18 protein-coding genes are annotated in these 21,600 nt (G+C 69.7%); 10 read left to right on the top strand and 8 right to left on the bottom strand.

Annotated features, from left to right (window positions below; translation table 11 throughout):
• The first annotated feature begins 141 nt into the window (after positions 1-141).
• The 7 genes from QBL25_RS12230 to pgi all read left to right on the top strand — a co-directional run bounded on the left by QBL25_RS12230 (position 142) and on the right by pgi (position 9,130).
• Positions 142-3,123 (top strand): M14 family zinc carboxypeptidase, encoded by a 2,982-nt coding sequence (locus QBL25_RS12230; protein ID WP_409057055.1) that lies wholly within the window; start codon positions 142-144, stop codon positions 3,121-3,123.
• A 189-nt stretch (positions 3,124-3,312) separates the two neighbouring features.
• On the top strand, positions 3,313-4,323 hold the full coding sequence (gap, locus tag QBL25_RS12225; RefSeq protein ID WP_384550680.1) for a type I glyceraldehyde-3-phosphate dehydrogenase: 1,011 nt from the start codon (positions 3,313-3,315) through the stop codon (positions 4,321-4,323).
• A gap of 108 nt (positions 4,324-4,431) precedes the next feature.
• Positions 4,432-5,643 (top strand): phosphoglycerate kinase, encoded by a 1,212-nt coding sequence (locus QBL25_RS12220; RefSeq protein ID WP_409057054.1) that lies wholly within the window; start codon positions 4,432-4,434, stop codon positions 5,641-5,643.
• Between the two features lie 6 nt (positions 5,644-5,649).
• Positions 5,650-6,426 carry a triose-phosphate isomerase gene (gene tpiA, locus QBL25_RS12215; RefSeq protein ID WP_409057053.1) on the top strand — a complete coding sequence of 259 codons (777 nt, stop codon included), beginning with the start codon at positions 5,650-5,652 and terminating at the stop codon, positions 6,424-6,426.
• Positions 6,427-6,539: 113 nt separating this feature from the next.
• Complete coding sequence (gene secG, locus QBL25_RS12210; protein WP_135329442.1) at positions 6,540-6,770, top strand: preprotein translocase subunit SecG; 231 nt, start codon at positions 6,540-6,542, stop codon at positions 6,768-6,770.
• Positions 6,771-6,962: 192 nt separating this feature from the next.
• Positions 6,963-7,298 carry an RNA polymerase-binding protein RbpA gene (locus QBL25_RS12205; RefSeq protein WP_078077905.1) on the top strand — a complete coding sequence of 112 codons (336 nt, stop codon included), beginning with the start codon at positions 6,963-6,965 and terminating at the stop codon, positions 7,296-7,298.
• 179 nt (positions 7,299-7,477) lie between these two features.
• The gene (pgi, locus tag QBL25_RS12200) at positions 7,478-9,130 is read left to right on the top strand and encodes a glucose-6-phosphate isomerase (RefSeq protein ID WP_409057052.1); all 1,653 of its coding nucleotides are present in this window, start codon (positions 7,478-7,480) and stop codon (positions 9,128-9,130) included.
• A gap of 88 nt (positions 9,131-9,218) precedes the next feature.
• On the opposite strand, the gene pgl is transcribed toward pgi, so the two are convergent.
• Genes pgl through tkt form a run of 5 tightly spaced genes read right to left on the bottom strand, consistent with a single transcriptional unit; the run spans position 9,219 to position 15,795 of the window.
• Entirely contained in the window at positions 9,219-9,953 is a 735-nt protein-coding gene (gene pgl, locus QBL25_RS12195) for a 6-phosphogluconolactonase (RefSeq protein ID WP_409062621.1), read from the bottom strand.
• 41 nt (positions 9,954-9,994) lie between these two features.
• Complete coding sequence (gene opcA, locus QBL25_RS12190; RefSeq protein WP_409057051.1) at positions 9,995-11,023, bottom strand: glucose-6-phosphate dehydrogenase assembly protein OpcA; 1,029 nt, start codon at positions 11,021-11,023, stop codon at positions 9,995-9,997.
• On the bottom strand, positions 11,020-12,543 hold the full coding sequence (gene zwf / locus QBL25_RS12185) for a glucose-6-phosphate dehydrogenase (protein WP_409057050.1): 1,524 nt from the start codon (positions 12,541-12,543) through the stop codon (positions 11,020-11,022). Before zwf ends, opcA begins: the two co-directional genes overlap by 4 nt.
• Positions 12,544-12,548: 5 nt before the next feature.
• Entirely contained in the window at positions 12,549-13,667 is a 1,119-nt protein-coding gene (gene tal / locus QBL25_RS12180; protein WP_409057049.1) for a transaldolase, read from the bottom strand.
• A 34-nt stretch (positions 13,668-13,701) separates the two neighbouring features.
• On the bottom strand, positions 13,702-15,795 hold the full coding sequence (gene tkt / locus QBL25_RS12175) for a transketolase (RefSeq protein WP_409057048.1): 2,094 nt from the start codon (positions 15,793-15,795) through the stop codon (positions 13,702-13,704).
• A gap of 388 nt (positions 15,796-16,183) precedes the next feature.
• Between tkt and QBL25_RS12170 the strand changes: the two genes are divergently transcribed.
• The 3 genes from QBL25_RS12170 to QBL25_RS12160 all read left to right on the top strand — a co-directional run bounded on the left by QBL25_RS12170 (position 16,184) and on the right by QBL25_RS12160 (position 18,775).
• A complete protein-coding gene (locus QBL25_RS12170) occupies positions 16,184-17,137 on the top strand; it encodes a heme o synthase (protein WP_409062620.1) in 954 nt (317 codons plus the stop codon).
• Between the two features lie 109 nt (positions 17,138-17,246).
• Complete coding sequence (locus QBL25_RS12165; RefSeq protein ID WP_409057047.1) at positions 17,247-17,594, top strand: hypothetical protein; 348 nt, start codon at positions 17,247-17,249, stop codon at positions 17,592-17,594.
• Between the two features lie 92 nt (positions 17,595-17,686).
• A complete protein-coding gene (locus QBL25_RS12160) occupies positions 17,687-18,775 on the top strand; it encodes an amidohydrolase family protein (protein WP_409057046.1) in 1,089 nt (362 codons plus the stop codon).
• A 25-nt stretch (positions 18,776-18,800) separates the two neighbouring features.
• On the opposite strand, the gene QBL25_RS12155 is transcribed toward QBL25_RS12160, so the two are convergent.
• The 3 genes from QBL25_RS12155 to QBL25_RS12145 all read right to left on the bottom strand — a co-directional run bounded on the left by QBL25_RS12155 (position 18,801) and on the right by QBL25_RS12145 (position 21,590).
• Positions 18,801-19,790, bottom strand: a complete 990-nt coding sequence (locus QBL25_RS12155; protein ID WP_409062619.1) for a COX15/CtaA family protein — start codon at positions 19,788-19,790, stop codon at positions 18,801-18,803.
• Positions 19,791-19,896: 106 nt separating this feature from the next.
• On the bottom strand, positions 19,897-20,667 hold the full coding sequence (locus QBL25_RS12150; RefSeq protein WP_409057045.1) for an ABC transporter permease: 771 nt from the start codon (positions 20,665-20,667) through the stop codon (positions 19,897-19,899).
• Positions 20,664-21,590, bottom strand: a complete 927-nt coding sequence (locus QBL25_RS12145; protein ID WP_409057044.1) for an ABC transporter ATP-binding protein — start codon at positions 21,588-21,590, stop codon at positions 20,664-20,666. Before QBL25_RS12145 ends, QBL25_RS12150 begins: the two co-directional genes overlap by 4 nt.
• Positions 21,591-21,600 lie beyond the last annotated feature (10 nt).

Here is a 21,600-nt window from a genome sequence, read left to right as displayed (position 1 = left end):
GAGCCGTCGGTGCCCACCGGGCGTCGGCGGCTTCTTTGCGTCCTGTTCCACCTCGTCCTTCACGCCATATTGACATGATCATGAAGTGTCACGAGCCTGGCGTTCGCGCACAAACGTGCCGGACAACCGCAAGGGGGGCTCATGAGACGAAGCGCGAGATCCAAGAGATCCAGAGCCGGTTTCAGATCCGTCGTCGCCGCGGGCGCACTGCTCGTCGGCGGCCTTGTCGCAGTGCCGCAGGCCCAGGCCGACAGCGGCCCGAAGGCCCCGCCCGCCGACGATCCGGCGGCCGTGAAGGTCTACGACGCCGAGGTCACCCAGAAGCAGATCCCGATCCTCGTCGAGGCGGGCCAGGACGCCCACGAGCTGGCCGGGCAGGCGCCCGAACGCGGCACCGCCCACGTCGAGGTCTATCTGACCGAGGCGCAGGCCAAGGGCGTCGAGCGCGAGGGCGTCGAGCTCACCGAGCAGAAGGTCTCGGCCGCCGCCCAGCAGAAGCTCAAGGCCGCGGGGGACGGCGTGTTCCGCCCGTACAGCGGCAAGGGCGGGCTCAAGGAGGAGATCGTCAAGACCGGGCAGGCCCACCCCGGCCTGACCAAGGTCGTCTCCATCGGCAAGACGCTCAAGGGCCAGGACATCCTCGCCCTGAAGCTCTCCAAGGGCGCGAGCAAGACCAAGGACGGCGCCAAGCCGTCCACGCTCTACATGTCCAACCAGCACGCGCGCGAGTGGATCACCCCCGAGATGACCCGCCGCCTGATGCACCACTACCTCGACAACTACGGCAAGGACCAGCGCATCACCAAGCTCGTGAACTCCACCGAGCTGTGGTTCGTGCTCTCCGCCAACCCCGACGGATACGACTTCACGCACGCCCCCGACGGCGAGCGCCAGTGGCGCAAGAACCTCCGCGACATCGACGGCGACGGCAGGATCGCGGCGGGCGACGGCGTCGACCTCAACCGCAACTTCGCCTACAAGTGGGGCTACGACAACGAGGGCTCGTCACCCGAGCCCTCCTCCGAGACCTACCGGGGCACGGGCCCGATGTCCGAGCCCGAGACCAAGGCCCTCGACCGCTTCCAGAAGCGCATCGGCTTCACGTACGGCGTCAACTACCACTCCGCGGCCGAACTGCTCCTCTACGGAGTGGGCTGGCAGGTCGCCACGCCGACCCCGGACGACGTCCTGTACCGGGCCCTGAACGGCACCCCGGAGAAGCCCGCCGTCCCCGGCTACCACCCGCAGGTCGCCTCCGAGCTCTACACCACCAACGGCGAGGCGGACGGCCACGCGGGCAACATCAACGGCATCTCGATGTTCACGCCGGAGATGTCCACCTGCCAGACGATCTCCGCCCTCGACCCGAACGACCCCTGGAAGCCCGAGGAGTGCGCCTCGGTCTTCACCTTCCCGGACGACGAGAAGCTGATCCAGCAGGAGTTCGCGAAGAACGTCCCGTTCGCGCTCGCCGTCGCCGAGACCGCCCTCCACCCCGACCAGCCGGTCTCCGTCACCGGCATCGAGGCCCCCGACTTCACGCCGGACGCCTTCACGGCCTCGTACGCCCGCGGCGCCGACCAGGAAGTCGCCGTCACCGCCCGCAAGTCGGTGCGCGACAAGGAGCTCAACTACCGCGTCAACGGCGGCCGTACGCACGACGAGAAGCTCAAGGCCTGGAAGGGCGGCGAGACGTACGGCGGCGAGGACAACCTCCACTTCGACCAGTACCGCGCCGAGGTCGAGGACGCGCGCGTGGGCGACAAGGTCGAGGTGTGGTTCACCGGCCGCAACAAGAAGGGGCGCTCGGAGAGCCCGCACTTCACGTACACCGTCACCGAACGGGCCAAGGCGAACACCCTCGTCGTCGCCGAGGAGGGCGCTCCGGCGACACAGGCCCAGAAGTACGTCGACGCCCTGAAGGCCAACGGCCGGTCGGCCGTCGTCTGGGACGTCGCCAAGCAGGGCGTCCCGCACCCGCTCGGCGTCCTGTCGCACTTCTCCGCGGTCGTGCACTACACCGGCGACCCGGTGCCCGGCGCGGCCACCCAACTCGCCGTCCGCTCCTATCTCAACGAGGGCGGCAAGCTCGTCGAGTCCGGTGAGCGCACGGGCGGCAACGTGGACCTCGGGGAGGCACTGACCGACGACTTCGCGCAGTACTACCTCGGCGCGTACGAACGTCTCTCCGCACCCGGCGCCACCGGCTTCGCCGGCAGCGGCGCGCTCAACGGCGTGAACACGCCGCTCGCCGCGGCCCCGGGCAACCCGCTCGACAAGGCGGGCCGCTACACCGTCACGTCCGACAACCTGCCCGCCGACAAGTTCCCGCAGTTCAAGAGCGCGGCAGCAGGCACCTACCCCGGCCTCACCAACCCCTACGCCCCCTTCGCGGGCCAGGGCATGGCCTCGGCGACCCACGCCGACCAGGACTGGAAGCGGCTGACCCGCACGATCGACCTGACCGGGGTCTCCGCCGCGGACCAGCCGCAGCTGCGGTTCGCGCTCAACTGGAACCTGGAGACCGGCTACGACCACGGCGTCCTGGAGGCGCACACCGCCGGAGCGGACGACTGGACCACGCTCCCGGACGCGAACGGCAACTCGTCCCAGGCCGTGCCCGCCGAATGCGGTGCCGGGTTCTTCATCAACGGCCACCCCTTCCTGCGCCACTACCTGACGCAGTCGGCGACCGGCTGCACGGCGTCGGGAACCAGCGGGGCCTGGAACAGCTTCACCGGGTCCTCCGGCGGCTGGAAGCAGGTGACCTTCGACCTGAGCGCCTACGCGGGCAAGACGGTCGAGGTGTCGCTCAGCTCCATCACCGACCCCTCCAGCGGGGGCCGGGGGCTGTTTGCCGACAACGCGCAGCTCGTGATAGAGGGCAACGCCACGCAGACCGAGGGATTCGAGTCCTCGCTGGGCGCCTGGGCGGTCGCTCCGGCACCCCCCGGCAGCCCCAACATCACGGGTGACTGGGCCCGTACGGGGGAGCTCTACAAGCCCTATGCGGCCGTCACAGCGCGTGACAGCGTCCTGCTCGGCTTCGGGTTCGAGCATGTGCCCGGAAGTGCCGAACGGGCCGCTCTTATGGGCGCATCCCTTGCACATCTGCGCCGCTGACGCTCCGTAATCAGGACCAAGGTCCCGGCGGCCCGTGCTCCCTACCCGGGGGTACGGGCCGCCGTGCCGTCCGGACCCCCTGTCGATGTCACCCAAAGGCCTTCAGAGAGGTAGGGTCGGAGGCGGTCGGGGACATCCCATACAACTCGCCGGCGTCTGAAACCGGCGTACCAACGAGGAGATCGGTTCGTGACGATCCGCGTAGGCATCAACGGCTTCGGCCGCATCGGGCGCAACTACTTCCGGGCGCTGCTTGAGCAGGGTGCGGACATCGAGATCGTGGCTGTCAACGACCTGGGTGACACCGCGACTACGGCGCACCTCCTGAAGTACGACACCATCCTGGGCCGGCTCAAGGCCGAGGTGTCGCACACCGAGGACACCATCACGGTCGACGGCCACACCATCAAGGTGCTGTCCGAGCGCAACCCCGCCGACATCCCGTGGGGGCAGCTCGGCGTCGACATCGTGATCGAGTCGACCGGCATCTTCACCAAGAAGGCCGATGCCGAGAAGCACATCGCCGGTGGCGCCAAGAAGGTCCTCATCTCGGCTCCGGCCAAGGACGAAGACATCACCATCGTGATGGGCGTCAACCAGGACAAGTACGACGCGGCCAACCACCACGTCATCTCGAACGCCTCCTGCACCACCAACTGTGTGGCGCCGATGGCGAAGGTTCTCGACGAGAACTTCGGCATCGTCAAGGGCCTGATGACGACGGTCCACGCGTACACCAACGACCAGCGCATCCTGGACTTCCCGCACTCGGACCTGCGTCGCGCCCGCGCCGCCGCCGAGAACATCATCCCGACCACGACCGGTGCCGCCAAGGCCACCGCTCTGGTCCTTCCGCAGCTCAAGGGCAAGCTCGACGGCATCGCGATGCGCGTCCCGGTCCCGACCGGCTCCGCCACCGACCTCGTCGTGGACCTCCAGCGCGAGGTCACCAAGGACGAGGTCAACGCCGCGTTCAAGAAGGCCGCCGACGACGGCGCCCTCAAGGGCATCCTCTTCTACACCGAGGACCCGATCGTGTCGTCCGACATCGTCAGCGACCCGGCCTCCTGCACCTTCGACTCCTCCCTGACCATGGTCCAGGAGGGCAAGACGGTGAAGATCCTCGGCTGGTACGACAACGAGTGGGGCTACTCCAACCGCCTCGTCGACCTCACGGTCTTCGTCGGCGGTCAGCTCTGATCAGCAGAGCAGGCACCTCGATGTGAGCACAGGGTCCGGACCGCGCGATACTGCGTGGTCCGGGCCTTGTTGCACGTCAGCCCTCTAAAGGAGTCCTGGAGTCCAGCCATGAAGACGATTGACGAACTTCTCGCCGAAGGGGTCGAAGGCAAGCGGGTCTTCGTCCGCGCCGACCTCAACGTGCCGCTCGCCGACGGCACCATCACCGACGACGGCCGCATCCGCGCCGTCCTGCCGACCGTCACCAAGCTCGCCGAGGCGGGCGCCAAGGTGATCGTCGCCTCGCACCTCGGCCGCCCCAAGGGCGCCCCGGACCCGCAGTTCTCGCTGCTTCCCGCCGCCGAGCGGCTCGGTGAACTCCTCGGCAAGCCCGTGGCCTTCGCCCAGGACACCGTCGGCCCCGCCGCGCACGACGCGGTGGACGGTCTCCAGTCCGGCCAGGTCGCCGTCATCGAGAACCTCCGCTTCAACGCGGGCGAGACGTCCAAGGACGACACCGAGCGCGGCGAGTTCGCCGACCGGCTCGCCGCCCTCGCGGACGTCTACGTGGGCGACGGCTTCGGCGCCGTGCACCGCAAGCACGCCTCCGTGTTCGACCTCCCGGCGCGCCTGCCGCACTACGCCGGTTTCCTCATCGCCACCGAGGTCGGCGTCCTGAAGAAGCTCACCGAGGACGTCAAGCGTCCCTACGTCGTCGCGCTGGGCGGCGCCAAGGTCTCCGACAAGCTGGCCGTCATCGACCAGCTGCTCGGCAAGGCCGACCGCCTCCTGATCGGCGGCGGCATGGCGTACACCTTCCTCAAGGCCCAGGGCCACGAGGTCGGCATCTCCCTCCTCCAGGAGGACCAGGTCCCGACCGTCAAGGAGTACATCAAGCGCGCCCAGGAGAGCGGCGTCGAGATCGTCCTCCCCGTCGACGTGCTGGTCTCCACGGAGTTCCCGGACCTGAAGACCAAGGCCCCGGCCCACCCCACCACGGTCGCCGCGGACGCCATCCCGGCCGACCAGGAGGGTCTCGACATCGGGCCCGAGACCCGTAAGCTCTACGCCTCGAAGCTCGCCGACGCGGCCACCGTCTTCTGGAACGGCCCGATGGGCGTCTTCGAGCACCCGGACTACGCCGAGGGCACCAAGGCGGTCGCCCAGGCCCTCCTCGACTCCCCGGCCTTCACGGTCGTCGGCGGTGGCGACTCCGCCGCGGCCGTCCGCACGCTGGGCTTCGACGAGAACGCATTCGGCCACATTTCCACCGGCGGCGGCGCCTCCCTCGAATACCTCGAGGGCAAGACGCTCCCCGGCCTCGCCGCACTGGAGAACTGACACCTGATGACTACGCGTACCCCGCTGATGGCGGGCAACTGGAAGATGAACCTCAACCACCTCGAGGCCATCGCCCACGTCCAGAAGCTCGCCTTCGCCCTGGCCGACAAGGACTACGAGGCCGTCGAGGTCGCCGTCCTGCCCCCCTTCACCGACCTGCGTTCGGTGCAGACCCTGGTCGACGGCGACAAGCTCAAGATCAAGTACGGCGCCCAGGACATCTCGGCGCACGACAGCGGTGCCTACACCGGCGAGATCTCGGGCCCGATGCTCTCCAAGCTGAAGTGCACGTACGTGGCCGTGGGTCACTCCGAGCGCCGCCAGTACCACAACGAGACCGACGAGCTGTGCAACGCCAAGGTGAAGGCCGCCTACCGGCACGGCCTGACCCCGATCCTCTGCATCGGCGAGGGCCTCGACATCCGCGAGGCCGGCCAGCAGATCCAGTACACCCTCGCCCAGCTCGACGGCGGTCTGAAGGACCTGCCCGCCGAGCAGGCCGAGACCATCGTCATCGCGTACGAGCCGGTGTGGGCCATCGGCACCGGTAAGGTCGCGACCCCCGAGGACGCCCAGGAGGTCTGCGGCGCGATCCGTGGCCGCCTGGCCGAGCTGTACTCGCAGGAGCTCGCCGACAAGGTGCGCATCCAGTACGGCGGCTCCGTGAAGTCCGGCAACGTCGCCGCGATCATGGCGCAGCCCGATGTCGACGGCGCCCTCGTGGGCGGCGCGGCGCTGGACCCGGAGGAGTTCGTCAAGATCGTCCGGTTCCGCGACCAGTGAGTATGCGGTAGGGCAGATACGTCGTACCCTTGCGGGGGCCGGACGGCTTCGCAATCCGAGGCACCGGCCCCCGTCGTCTATCCAGATCCGAGGAAGTTGGTCCAGCCGTGGTTATGGGGTTCTCGATCGCCCTGATCGTCTTCAGCCTGCTGATGATGCTGCTGGTGCTGATGCACAAGGGCAAGGGCGGCGGTCTCTCCGACATGTTCGGTGGCGGCATGCAGTCCTCCGTCGGCGGCTCGTCGGTCGCCGAGCGCAACCTCGACCGCATCACCGTCGTGGTCGGTCTTCTCTGGTTCGCGTGCATCGTCGTGCTCGGCCTGTTGATGAAGGTGAACAACTGACCGCGAAAGCGGCTTGATTGCCACCTTGCGAAAGCTTCGCTTAAAGCCCCATGTACGGTGCGCGCCGCACGGCGCGGATTATCATGGGGCTTGCGTCTCTGGGTGGGGTGTAACTCCAAACACTGGACGCGCGTTGGGCCTTACGTAGACTGAGGCGCCCGCAGCAGCACCATCACGCAGGGAGTTACGACCGTGGCAAGTGGCAACGCGATCCGAGGAAGTCGGGTCGGGGCGGGGCCGATGGGCGAGGCCGAGCGCGGTGAGTCCGCGCCGCGACTGCGCATCTCCTTCTGGTGCTCCAACGGACACGAGACGGTGCCCAGCTTCGCCAGCGACGCGCAGGTTCCCGATACTTGGGACTGCCCCCGCTGCGGCTTCCCGGCAGGTCAGGACAGGGACAACCCGCCGGACCCGCCCCGCACCGAGCCGTACAAGACGCACCTGGCGTATGTGCGCGAGCGGCGCAGCGACGCGGACGGCGAGGCGATTCTCGCGGAAGCGCTGGCAAAACTGCGGGGCGAGATCTAGAGCGTGAGAAGGGCCGGACATCGATGGATGTCCGGCCGCTGTGTTTTTCATGCGGTGTTTACTGGCACGTGTGCGGACAGACAGCTCCAGAGATCTCATATCGGGCCCTGATCAATTAGGTTGGAACGTGCAGCGGGGCAAGGTACGTACACAGGTACGAGAGAAGGCTGAAGTCCGAGATGAACGCAGAAAGCCGCGCCAGGCTCAACCGGACGCCCGAATGGGCGGCGATCGGCAAGCACCGTGAGCAGCTGGGGGAGGTGCAGCTGCGTGATCTCTTCGCCGAGGATCCGGCACGCGGCACGCGGTACACGCTCCAGGTCGGCGACCTGCACGTCGACTACTCCAAGCACCTCGTCACGGACGAGACGCTGACGCTCCTGCGCGACCTCGCGGCCGCCACCGACGTCTTCGGTCTGCGGGACGCCATGTTCCGCGGCGAGAAGATCAACACCACCGAGGACCGCGCCGTCCTGCACACGGCACTGCGCGCCCCCCGGGACGCGGTGGTCGAGGTCGACGGCGAGAACGTGGTGCCGGCCGTGCACGCCGTCCTCGACAAGATGTCCGCCTTCGCGGACAAGGTCCGCTCGGGCGAGTGGACCGGACACACCGGCAAGCGCATCAAGAACGTCGTGAACGTCGGCATCGGCGGCTCCGACCTCGGCCCCGCCATGGCGTACGAGGCGCTGCGCTCCTTCACGGACCGCGACCTCACCGTGCGCTTCGTGTCGAACGTGGACGGCGCCGACCTGCACGAGGCCGTGCGGGACCTGGACCCGGCCGAGACGCTGTTCATCATCGCGTCGAAGACGTTCACCACGATCGAGACGATCACGAACGCCACGTCCGCGCGCGACTGGCTCCTGGCCGGCCTCGGCGCCGACCAGAGCGCCGTGGCCAAGCACTTCGTGGCCCTGTCGACCAACGCCGAGAAGGTCTCCGACTTCGGCATCGACACGGCCAACATGTTCGAGTTCTGGGACTGGGTCGGCGGCCGCTACTCCTTCGACTCGGCGATCGGCCTCTCGCTGATGATCGCGGTCGGCCCGGCCGCCTTCCGCGCGATGCTGGACGGCTTCCACCTCGTCGACGAGCACTTCCGCACCGAGCCCGCCGAGTCGAACGTGCCGCTGCTGCTCGGCCTCCTGGGCATCTGGTACGGCAACTTCCACGACGCCCAGTCGCACGCGGTCCTGCCGTACTCGCACTACCTCTCCAAGTTCACGGCCTACCTCCAGCAGCTGGACATGGAGTCCAACGGCAAGTCCGTGAGCCGTGACGGCGAGCCGGTCGACTGGCAGACGGGTCCGGTCGTGTGGGGCACGCCGGGCACCAACGGCCAGCACGCGTACTACCAACTGATCCACCAGGGCACGAAGTTGATCCCGGCCGACTTCATCGGCTTCGCCGAGCCGGTCGCCGATCTGCTCCCCGGCCTGGTCGCCCAGCACGACCTCCTGATGGCCAACTTCTTCGCGCAGACGCAGGCGCTGGCCTTCGGCAAGACGCCCGACGAGGTGCGGGCCCAGGGCGTGCCGGAGGAACTGGTCCCGCACAAGACGTTCCGGGGCAACCACCCGACGACGACGATCCTCGCCAAGGAGCTGACGCCGTCGGTTCTCGGTCAACTCATCGCGCTCTACGAGCACAAGGTGTTCGTGCAGGGCGCCGTGTGGAACATCGACTCCTTCGACCAGTGGGGCGTCGAGCTCGGCAAGGTCCTCGCCAAGCGCATCGAGCCCGCCCTGACCGAAGGCGCGGACGTACCGGACCTCGACGCCTCGACGACGGCGCTGGTCGCCAAGTACCGCACCCTGCGCGGACGTTGATCCCTCGGCGGTAGCCGCCAGTAGCCGCAGACAGTACGGCCCGGTCCGCCGAGAGGCGGACCGGGCCGTACTGCGTCTGCGTGAACCCTCAGGGAGAAGCCGGCGGATACAGGTCGCGGGGCAGCTGCGAGGCCGCCGCCGCGTCGAGCAGCCACAGGGTCCGCGACCTGCCGTACGCACCCGCGGCGGGCGCCTGCACCTCGCCGGCGCCCGACAGGGCGATCGCCGCGGCGTTCGCCTTGTCCTCGCCGGCCGCCAGCAGCCACACCTCGCGCGCCGAGCGGATCGCCGGGAGCGTGAGCGTGATGCGCACGGGCGGCGGCTTGGGCGCGCCGTGCACGCCGACCACCGTCCGCTCGCTCTCGCGGACCGCGGGCAACTCCGGGAAGAGCGAGGCGACATGGGTGTCCGGACCGACGCCCAGCATCAGCACGTCGAACGTCGGCACCGGGCCGTGGTCCTCGGGCCCCGCGGCCGCGGTGAGCTCGGCCGCGTATATCTCGGCCGCCGCGTCCACCTCGTAGGCGCCGTCCGACGCGGGCATCGGGTGCACCCGGGCCGGGTTGAGGGGCACGGCGTCGAGCAGTGCCTCCTTGGCCTGGGTGTAGTTGCGCTCAGGGTCGCCGTCCGGCAGGAAGCGCTCGTCGCCCCACCACAGGTCCAGGCGCGACCAGTCGATCGCGTCCTTCGCCGGGGAGGAACTGAGCGCCGCCAGCAGGCCGTTGCCGTTGCGGCCGCCGGTGAGGACCACCGACGCGGAGCCGCGGGCGGCCTGCGCGTCGACGATCTTCGTGATGAGGCGGGCCGCGGCGGCCTGCGCCATCAGCTCCTTGTCGCGGTGCACCACGAGCTGCGGGGCCGTGCTCACTTCGCCGCCGCCTTCTTGGCCGCGGTCTTCTTGGCGGGGGCGGTCTTCTTCGCCGCCTCCGCGGGCTCTTCCACCGCGGGGACCGTGGTCTCCGCGGCGGTCTCGCCCAGGCGGTCCACGCCGAACTTCAGCGCGGACGCGTAGGTGTCGTCCGGGTCGAGACGGCGCAGCTCCTCGGCGATCAGCTCGGCCGTCTCGCGGCGCTTGAGCGCCACCGCACGGTCGGGCTGCCCCTGGATGGAGAGCGTGGCGAGCGAGCCGTCGGCCCGGCCGAGCACGATGGGACCGCAGTCGGTGTCCATGCGTACGCCGGTGAGGCCGGGGCCCGCGGACAGCGAGCGCTTGACGGGCACGTCGAGCCGGTCCGCGAGCCACATGGCGAGCAGCTCGCAGCTCGGGTTGAACTCCTCGCCCTCCACCTCGACCGACGTCACCCGGCAGGCGACCTGGTCCAGGGCCGCGGCGAGCATCGAGCGCCACGGGGTGATCCGGGTCCACGCGAGGTCCGTGTCGCCGGGGTGGTAGGCGTCGGCGCGCGCGGTCAGCTCGTGGATCGGCTGCTCGGCGGCGTACGTGTCCGTGACGCGGCGCTGGGCGAGCGCGCCGAGCGGGTCCTTGGCCGGGTCGAGCGGCGCGTTGACCGGCCACCACACGACCACGGGGGCGTCCGGGAGCAGCAGCGGCAGGACGACCGACTGGGCGTGGTTGATGACCTCGCCGTACAGACGCAGGACCACCGTCTCTCCGGTGCCCGCGTCCACGCCCACCCGTACCTCGGCGTCCAGGCGCGACGTCGTGCGGTCACGGGGGGAGCGCGCGGCGCGCTTGATGACGACCAGCTTGCGCGAGGGGTGCTCGCGGGACGCGTCGTTGGCGGCCTTCAGCGCGTCGTAGGCGTTCTCCTCGTCGGTGACGATGACGAGGGTGAGCACCATGCCGACGGCCGGAGTGCCGATCGCCCTGCGCCCCTTCACGAGCGCCTTGTTGATCTTGCTGGACGTGGTGTCCGTAAGGTCGATCTTCATGGGCGACGCCAGCTCCGTCCGTCTCGTGCGAGCATTTCGTCCGCCTCGGAAGGGCCCCAGGTCCCGGCCGGATACTGCGCGGGCTTGCCGTGCTTGTCCCAGTACTCCTCGATCGGGTCGAGGATGTTCCAGGAGAGCTCGACCTCCTCCGTGCGCGGGAAGAGGTTGGCGTCGCCGAGCAGGACGTCCAGGATCAGACGCTCGTACGCCTCCGGGCTGGACTCGGTGAAGGACTCGCCGTACGCGAAGTCCATCGACACGTCGCGGATCTCCATCGAGGTGCCGGGCACCTTGGAGCCGAACCGGACCGTGATGCCCTCGTCGGGCTGGACGCGGATGACGATCGCGTTCTGGCCCAGCTCCTCCGTCGCCGTGTGGTCGAAGGGGGAGTGGGGCGCGCGCTGGAAGACGACCGCGATCTCGGTGACGCGGCGGCCGAGACGCTTGCCCGTCCGCAGGTAGAAGGGGACGCCCGCCCAGCGGCGGTTGTCCACCTCCAGCTTGATGGCCGCGTAGGTGTCGGTCTTCGACTTGGGGTCGATGCCGTCTTCCTGGAGGTAGCCGACGGCCTTCTCGCCGCCCTGCCACCCCGCGGCGTACTGACCGCGGACCGTGCTCTCGCCGAGGTCCTTGGGCAGCCGCACGGCGCCCAGGACCTTCGCCTTCTCGGCGACCAGCGCGTTGGCGTCGAAGGAGGCGGGCTCCTCCATCGCGGTCAGCGCCATCAGCTGGAGCAGGTGGTTCTGGATGACGTCACGGGCGGCGCCGATGCCGTCGTAGTAGCCGGCGCGGCCGCCGATGCCGATGTCCTCGGCCATCGTGATCTGGACGTGGTCCACGTAGGACCGGTTCCAGATCGGCTCGAACATCTGGTTGGCGAAGCGGAGCGCCAGGATGTTCTGGACGGTCTCCTTGCCGAGGTAGTGGTCGATCCGGAACACCTGGTCCGGGTCGAACACCTCGTGCACGATCGAGTTGAGCTCCTTGGCGGACGCCAGGTCGTGTCCGAAGGGCTTCTCGATGACCGCGCGGCGCCAGGAGCCCTGCGGGGCGTCGGCGAGCTCGTGCTTCTTGAGCTGCTGGACGACCTGCGGGAAGAACTTCGGGGGCACCGACAGGTAGAAGGCGAAGTTGCCGCCCGTGCCCTGTGCCTTGTCGAGGTCCTGGATGGTGGCCTTGAGCTGCTCGAACGCGGCGTCGTCGTCGAAGTTGCCCTGGACGAAGCGCATCCCCTGGATGAGCTGCTGCCAGACCTCCTCACGGAACGGCGTGCGCGAGTGCTGCTTGACGGCGTCGTGGACGACCTGGGCGAAGTCCTCGTCCTCCCAGTCGCGGCGCGCGAAGCCGATGAGCGAGAAGCCCGGCGGCAACAGGCCTCGGTTGGCGAGGTCATAGACAGCGGGCATCAGCTTTTTACGGGACAAATCGCCCGTGACGCCAAAGATGACCAGGCCCGACGGCCCCGCGATACGCGGGAGCCGTCGGTCTGCGGCGTCACGCAGCGGATTGCTGCTTGACAAGATGGTCAGCCCTCCGAAGGGGTGAGGCGCTTGAGCTCCGCCTCGGTGGACTTGAGCAGGTCGTTCCAGGACGCCTCGAACTTCTCGACGCCCTCGTCCTCGAGCAGCTGCACCACGTCGTCGTAGCTGATGCCGAGCTTCTCGACGGCCTCGATCTCGGCGCGCGCGGTGTCGTACGTCCCGGCGACGGTGTTGCCGGTGATCTGACCGTGGTCGGCGGTGGCCTCCAGGGTCGCCTCCGGCATGGTGTTCACCGTGTTCGGCGCGACCAGGTCGTCGACGTACAGGGTGTCCTTGTACGCCGGGTCCTTGACGCCGGTCGAGGCCCACAGCGGACGCTGCTTGTTGGCCTGCGCCTTGTCGAGCGCGGCCCAGCGGTCCGACGAGAAGACCTCTTCGTACGCCTCGTACGCCAGGCGGGCGTTGGCGAGCGCGGCCTTGCCCTTGAGGGCCTTGGCCTCGTCCGTGCCGATGGCGTCCAGGCGCTTGTCGATCTCGGTGTCCACGCGGGACACGAAGAAGGACGCCACCGAGTGGATCTTGGAAAGGTCCAGGCCGGCGGCCTTCGCCTTCTCCAGGCCCGCCAGGTACGCGTCCATGACCTCGCGGTAGCGCTCGAGCGAGAAGATCAGCGTCACGTTCACGCTGATGCCCCGGCCGATGACCTCGGTGATCGCGGGCAGGCCCGCCTTGGTCGCCGGGATCTTGATGAGCGTGTTCGGGCGGTCCACCAGCCAGGCGAGCTGCTTGGCCTCGGCCACGGTCGACTTGGTGTTGTGCGCCAGGCGCGGGTCGACCTCGATCGACACCCGGCCGTCCTGGCCGCCCGTCGCGTCGAAGACCGGGCGCAGGATGTCGGCGGCGTCACGGACGTCCGCCGTCGTGATCATGCGGATGGCCTCTTCGACCGAGACACCGCGAGAGGCGAGGTCGGAGAGCTGCTGGTCGTAACCGTCGCCCTGCGAGATCGCCTTCTGGAAGATCGACGGGTTCGTCGTGACACCCACGACGTGGCTCTGGTCGATCAGCTCGGCGAGGTTGCCGGACGTGATCCGCTTGCGCGACAGGTCGTCCAGCCAGATCGCGACGCCTTCGTCGGAAAGGCGCTTGAGTGCGTCTGTCATGGGGATTACATCTCCTACGTGTCGTATGTCGGCGTCAGCGCTGAGCGGCGTCGATCGATTCCCGGGCGGCGGACGCGACCGCGTCGGCGGTGAAGCCGAACTCGCGGAACAGCACCTTGCCGTCGGCCGAGGCACCGAAGTGCTCCAGCGAGACGATGCGCCCGGCGTCACCCACGAAGCGGTGCCAGGTCAGGCCGATGCCCGCCTCGACCGCCACGCGCGCCTTGACGGACGGCGGAAGGACGCTGTCGCGGTACCCCTGGTCCTGCGCTTCGAACCACTCGACGCACGGCATCGAGACGACGCGCGTGGGCACGCCCGCGGCCTGGAGCTGCTCGCGCGCCTCGACGGCGAGCTGCACCTCGGAGCCGGTGCCGATGAGGACGACCTCGGGAGTGCCGCCGTCGGCCTCGAACAGGACGTAGCCGCCCTTGACGGCGCCCTCGGTGACCTCGCGGTCGTACGTGGGCACGCCCTGACGGGTCAGCGCGAGGCCGTGCGGGGCGCCCTTGCCGAACTCCTTGGTGTAGCGCTTGAGGATCTCGCGCCACACGACCGCGGTCTCGTTCGCGTCCGCCGGGCGGACGACGTTCAGGCCCGGGATGGCGCGCAGCGAGGCCAGGTGCTCGACCGGCTGGTGCGTCGGGCCGTCCTCGCCGAGACCGATGGAGTCGTGCGTCCACACGTACGTCACCGGGAGGTGCATCAGCGCGGACAGGCGGACGGCGTTGCGCATGTAGTCGGAGAACACCAGGAAGGTGCCGCCGAAGATGCGGGTGTTGCCGTGCAGCGCGATGCCGTTCATCTCCGCGGCCATGGAGTGCTCGCGGATGCCGAAGTGGATCGTTCGGCCGTACGGGTTCGCTCCCGGCAGGGGGTTGCCCGTGGGGAGGAACGACGACGTCTTGTCGATCGTGGTGTTGTTCGAGCCCGCGAGGTCGGCGGAGCCGCCCCACAGCTCGGGGATCACCGCGCCGAGCGCCTGGAGGACCTTGCCGGACGCGGCACGCGTCGCGACGCCCTTGCCCGTCTCGAAGACCGGGAGCTTCTCCTCCCAGCCCTGCGGCAGCTCGCCCGCGGCGATGCGGTCGAACTCGGCGGCGCGCTCGGAGTTCGAGGAGCGCCAGGCGGCGAAGCCCTTCTCCCACTCGGCCTTGGCGTCACGGCCGCGGTCGAGCGCGGCACGGGTGTGCGCGAGGACCTCGTCGGCGACCTCGAAGTTCTTTTCCGGGTCGAAGCCGAGGACGCGCTTGGTGGCCGCGACCTCTTCGTCGCCGAGCGCCGAGCCGTGCGCGGCCTCGGTGTTCTGCGCGTTCGGGGCGGGCCAGGCGATGATCGAGCGCATCGCGATGAAGGAGGGGCGCTCCGTCTCCGCCTTCGCGGCCTGGATCGCGGCGTAGAGGGCGGCCGGGTCGAGGTCGCCGTTCTCCTTGGGCTCCACGCGCTGGACGTGCCAGCCGTAGGCCTCGTACCGCTTCATGGTGTCCTCGGACACCGCGGTCTCCGTGTCGCCCTCGATGGAGATGTGGTTGTCGTCCCACAGCAGCACGAGGTTGCCGAGCTTCTGGTGCCCGGCCAGCGACGACGCCTCGCCGGAGATGCCCTCCTGGAGGCAGCCGTCACCGGCGATCGCGAAGATGTGGTGGTCGAACGGCGACTCGCCGGCAGCGGTCTCCGGGTCGAACAGGCCACGCTCGTAACGGGCGGCCATCGCCATGCCCACGGCGTTGGCGACGCCCTGGCCGAGGGGGCCCGTCGTCGTCTCCACGCCCGTGGTGTGCCCGTACTCCGGGTGGCCGGGGGTCTTCGAGCCCCAGGTGCGGAAGGCCTTCAGGTCATCGAGCTCCAGGCCGAAGCCGGCCAGGTAGAGCTGGATGTAGAGGGTCAGGGACGAGTGGCCCGCGGACAGGACGAACCGGTCGCGCCCGGTCCACTCGGCGTCCGCGGGATCGTGCCGCATCACCTTCTGGAAGAGGGTGTACGCGGCAGGCGCGAGGCTCATGGCCGTACCCGGATGGCCGTTGCCGACCTTCTGTACGGAGTCCATGGCCAGGACGCGGGCAGTATCAACAGCCCGCTGGTCCAGTTCGGTCCACTCGAGGTCTGTGGTGGTCGGCTTGGTGCTCACCCTGAGTCAGGGCTCCTCTCCACATGTCGAATGCCGGCGATGTAGATCCCACCGGCCGATGTCGAGCCTACCGCTGTAAAGACGTGCATTTTTTCGAGTCATTCCAGAGTGCCGGGGTGCGCCGGTATCCGCCTCCCGAAAGGGATCCACGGTGTTCACCATGTGATCCGCGAGCCGCTCATCTGGACTCCGAGAACGAGTACGGCACCGCTCATCTGAACGGGTGTCGGCCCGCGTTTCGGGCGAGCCAACACGCCGCTCAACACGACCCCACCCCCGCGAAGGGCGAGGTATGGGCAACGTCTACAGTGGCGTGGTACGCGCGAGCCTTTACCGGATCTTCATGTCTGAACGTCCGACGCGGCTTGCTGGGAAGTCTCTGTCAGGGGTGTGCGTGACGGCCGTTGAATCCCGTCCAGCGGGAGCGATTGGGACGAGCTCTAGCCCAAGCCACCGGCCGCTCGGGGCCCGTGTCATGGCGTTCGTGGCGCTGACCAAGCCGCGAATCATCGAGCTCCTCCTGATCACCACCGTTCCGGTGATGTTCCTCGCCGAGCAGGGGGTGCCCGACCTCTGGCTGGTCTTCGTGACCTGCCTGGGCGGTTACCTCTCGGCGGGCGGCGCAAACGCGCTCAACATGTACATCGACCGTGACATCGACGCCCTGATGGACCGCACGTCCCAGCGGCCCCTGGTCACGGGGATGGTGAGCCCCCGGGAGTGCCTGGCGTTCGGCGTCGCGCTGGCGGTCGCCTCGACGCTGCTCTTCGGCCTCGTCGTCAACTGGCTGTCCGCGTGGCTCGCCCTCGGGGCGCTGCTCTTCTACGTGGTCGTCTACACGATGATCCTGAAGCGCCGCACCTCGCAGAACATCGTCTGGGGCGGCATCGCGGGCTGCATGCCGGTGCTCATCGGGTGGTCCTCGGTGACCAACTCGCTGTCGTGGGCCCCGGTCATCCTCTTCCTCGTCATGTTCTTCTGGACGCCGCCGCACTACTGGCCGCTGTCCATGAAGGTCAAGGACGACTACGCCCGCGTGGGCGTGCCGATGCTGCCGGTCGTGGCGTCGAACAAGGTGGTCGCCCGCCAGATCGTCCTCTACAGCTGGGTGATGGTCGCCGTCTCGCTGCTGCTCCAGCCCCTCGGCTACACCGGCTGGTTCTACACCGTGGTGGCCGCCGTGACCGGCGGCTGGTGGCTCTGGGAGGCGCACGGCCTCCAGAACCGGGCCAAGGCCGAGGTCACGGGCGGCAAGCTCAAGGAGATGCGGCTCTTCCACTGGTCGATCACCTATGTCTCGCTGCTGTTCGTGGCGGTCGCGGTGGACCCCTTCCTGCGGTGACCCGCTGATCCGCTGATCCGACGACTCGCCGACGGGCGGGGTGCGTGGTGGTGAACGCCACGCACCCCGCCCGTCGCCAGTTGATCTACCCGTCGGTAGCATCCTGGCCATGGCAGACACGCAGCAGGTGGACGACAGCAAGAAGGCCGCCAAGGCCGAGCGCCGGGCGGCCAAGCTGGCCAAGGAGATCGGCGCCTTCGCCCGCGCGCACGGCGGTGCCGAGGGGCAGGTCGCGTACATCGGGCACGAGGGCACCCGTATCGTCCTGGTCGGCGAGGACGGCGCCTGGGGCGACCTGGTGGCGCCCACCCACGCCATCGCGCTGAGCGCCGTGGAGAAGGCCGGGATCACCGTCCACGAGGAGTTCGACGGCGACTTCGCCGCCAAGGTGAAGACGGGCCCGTACGAGTGGTCTCGTATGGCCGGTATTCAGCTCGGCGGTCCGAGCAACGGCTGAGGCCGTCGGGGACAGAACGGCCGTGAGCAACACCTGACACCCGGGTCACCCGTTAGGACGGTAGGAGCACGGTCCGTCCACAGGGAGTCCGGATGATCGAAACGCCGTCCCTGGTGGACCAGTACTGCCACGGAGTGCTGCGCACGGAGTTGGGCCTCGGCACCTTCGAGGCCCACCTCGGCCGCGGCGAGGGGCCGCCCGCGCCCGGGACCACCTTCTTCGACACCCAGACGGGCTTCGCCGTACGCCGCTGGTGCCCGCCCCTGCTGGGCCTGGAACCGCACTGCACGCCGGCCCGCTATCTCGCCCGCCGCCGCGAGCTGGGCGTCCTGGAGGCGGGGCGGCGGCTGCTGCGGGGCAGCGGCATCACCACCTACCTCGTCGACACGGGGCTGCCGGGGGACCTCACGGGGCCCGGCGAGATGGCGTCCGCGGGCGACGCCGAGGCCCATGAGATCGTGCGCCTCGAATTACTGGCCGAACAGGTGGCCGACACCTCCGGGACCGTGGACTCCTTCCTCGCCAATCTCGCCGAGTCGGTCCACGCGGCCGCCGCGCACGCCGTCGCCTTCACCTCCGTGGCCGGTGTCCGGCGCTCGCTCGCCCTGGCCCCCGAACCGCCCGGGCCCGGCGAGGTGCGGGGAGCCGCGGGGCGCTGGCTCGCCCGGCGGCAGGTGGGCGGGGCGCTCCAGGACCCCGTACTGCTCCGGCATCTGCTGTGGATCGCGGTCGCGTCGGGGCGGCCGCTGCAACTCCAGGCGGGCTCCGGCGACCCGGAGGGGTACTTCGGCGGGTTCGCGCGGGCGACCGCGGGGCTCGGCACCGACCTGGTCCTGCTGCACGGCTATCCGTACCACCGCAACGCCGCCGACCTCGCGGGCGTGTTCCCGCACGTGTACGCGGATCTGGGCCCCGCCCTGGTGCGCACGGGGGCCCGCGCGGCGGCCGTGCTCGCCGAGATCCTGGAGCTGGCGCCCTTCGGGAAGCTGCTGTTCTCCAGCGGGGCGCACGGGCTTCCCGAGCTGCACGTGGTGGGGGCGCGGCTGTTCGGGGAGGCGCTGGGGCGCGTGCTCGGCGGCTGGGTCGCCGAGGGGGCGTGGTCGCTGCCGGACGCGCAGCGGGTCGCCGCGCTCATCGCGGCGGGCAACGCCCGGCGCGTCTACGGCCTGTCGGAGAGCTGAGGCCGCAGCCGCCGGACGGGTGAAGTCAGACGGCGGACAGCTGGGAGTCGCCGCTCTGGGCGGGCACCTCGGCGGTGACGGCGGGCCGTTCGCGCAGCGACAGCAGGACGCGCATCACGCCGATCCACACCAGGCACGAGCCGAACATGTGCAGGCCGACCAGGACCTCGGGCAGGTCCGTGAAGTACTGGACGTAGCCGATCGCGCCCTGGGCGAGCAGGATCAGGAACAGGTCGCGGGTGCGGTGCAGGGGGCCCTGGGGGGCGTCGACCGCCTTGAGGACGAACCACAGGGCGAACGTCAGCGTGACCACGATCCAGGCCAGCACCGCGTGCAGCTTGCTGACGGTCTCCCAGTCGAAGCCCATCCGCGGCACCTCGCTGGAGTCGCCCGCGTGCGGCCCCGAGCCCGTCACGACCGTGCCGACCGCGATGAGCAGCACGGACGCCGCGACCAGGAACCACACCAGCTGCGCCACGGCCTTGCCGACCAGCGGACGCGGCGCCCCGTCGCCCTCGCGGGTGCGCTGCCACATCGTGACGGCGACCGCGATCAGGGCGGTGGAGAGCAGGAAGTGCGCCGCCACCGTCCACGGGTTCAGGCCGACGAGCACGACGATGCCGCCGAGCACGGCGTTGCCCATGACCAGCCAGAACTGGGCCCAGCCGAGCCGCGTCAGACCGCGTCGCACCGGCTTCTGCGAGCGCGCCGCGATGATCGCCCAGCCGACGGCCGCGCAGAGCACGTACGTCAGCAGGCGGTTGCCGAACTCGATGACCCCGTGGAAACCCATCTCGTGGGTGGTCGTCAGGGAGTCGGCCGTGCACTTGGGCCAGGTCGGGCAGCCGAGGCCCGACCCGGTGAGGCGGACGGCCCCGCCGGTGACCACGATGCACACCGTCATCGCGAGCGAGATGAGGGCGGCGCGCCGGACGGTCCGCTGCTGCGGGGTCCAGCGTCCGGCGATGAAGGCGAGCGGGTTGCGCACGGCGGAGACGGCGTCGGCTCGGGTCACGTTTGGCACGGGCCCATCGTAGGGGGCCGCTTGTGCACGGCTTCACGAGGGGGACGTATCCGCAGCTTCTGTGACGCGCCTTACGCCCGCGCGGCCCGGTCCGCGGCTACTCCCAGCGGAAGAACCTGCCCGCCGCGCCGAGCCCCGCCACGGCCCAGACGGCCAGGATCCCGAGGTCCCCCCACGGCATCCCCGCGCCGTCCCGGAGCACGTCCCGCAGGCCGTCGGAGAGGGCGGAGATGGGCAGCAGGCCGAGCACGGCCTGGGCCGCGTCCGGGAACTTGTCCAGCGGCACGATGACTCCGCCGCCCACGAGCAGCAGCAGGAAGACCAGGTTCGCGGCGGCGAGCGTCGCCTCGGCCTTCAGGGTTCCGGCCATGAGGAGGCCGAGGCCCGAGAAGGCCGCGGTGCCGAGGACCAGGAGCAGGAGCACGGCGAAGGGGTTGCCGTGCGGCGACCAGCCCAGGGCGAAGGCGATCACCGTGAGGAGCACGATCTGGAGCACCTCGGTGACCAGGACCGACAGGGTCTTGGCCGCCATCAGGGCCCAGCGGGGCAGCGGAGAGGCGCCGAGCCGCTTCAGGACGCCGTAGCGGCGCTCGAAGCCCGTGGCGATGGCCTGGCCGGTGAACGCCGTCGACATCACGGCCAGGGCGAGGACGCCCGGGGCGAGGAAGTCCACGGCCTTGCCCTCGCCGGTGTCGACGATGTCGACCGCGCTGAAGAGCACCAGCAGGAGGGTCGGGATCACCACCGTGAGGAGCAGCTGCTCGCCGTTGCGCAGCAGCATCCTGGTCTCCAGGGCGGCCTGCGCGGCGATCATGCGGGGCAGCGGGGCGGCGCCCGGCTTCGGCGTGTACGTACCGGTGGCGCTCATCCGCGCAGCTCCTTGCCTGTGAGCTCCAGGAAGACGTCTTCCAGGGTGTGGCGTTCGACGGCGATCTTCTCCGGCATCACGCCGTGCTGGGCGCACCAGGAGGTGACGGTGGCGAGCAGCTGCGGGTCGACCGTGCCGCTCACGCGGTAGGCGCCCGGGGTGAGTTCGGCCGCCGCGGAGTCCGGCGGCAGGGCCTTGAGCAGGGAGCCGACGTCGAGTCCGGGGCGGCCGGAGAAGCGCAGGGTGTTCTCGGCGCCGCCGCGGCACAGCTGCTCCGGGGTGCCCTCGGCGATGACCTTGCCCGCGTCGATGATCGCGACCTCGTCGGAGAGCTGCTCGGCCTCGTCCATGTGGTGCGTGGTCAGGATGACGCCGACGCCGTCGGCGCGCAGATCCCGTACGAGATCCCAGGTGGCCCGGCGGGCCTGCGGGTCCAGGCCCGCGGTCGGCTCGTCCAGGAAGACCAGCTCGGGCCGGCCGACCACGGCCATGGCGAGCGCGAGGCGCTGCTGCTGGCCGCCGGACAGGCGCCGGTAGGTGGTGCGGCCGCAGCTCTCCAGGCCCAGGCGCTCGATCAGCGCGTCCACGTCCAGGGGGTGCGCGTGCAGCTTCGCCATGTGGCGCAGCATCTCGTCGGCGCGGGCCCCCGAGTAGACGCCGCCGGACTGGAGCATCACGCCGATGCGCGGCCGCAGCGCGGCGGCCTCGCGGACCGGGTCGAGGCCGAGGACGCGGACCGTGCCCGCGTCCGGTCTGCGATAGCCCTCGCAGGTCTCGATCGTGGTGGTCTTCCCCGCGCCGTTCGGGCCGAGGACGGCGGTGACGGTGCCCGCACGGACCCGGAGGTCGAGGCCGTCCACCGCGGTCTTCTTGCCGTACCGCTTGACCAGGCCGGTGACCTGGACGACGGACTCAGTTCCCATGCCGGGAAGT

This window comes from Streptomyces sp. SYP-A7185, assembly GCF_046103685.1.
Taxonomy (GTDB): domain Bacteria; phylum Actinomycetota; class Actinomycetes; order Streptomycetales; family Streptomycetaceae; genus Streptomyces.
This window is presented reverse-complemented; position numbering and strand designations above follow the sequence as displayed.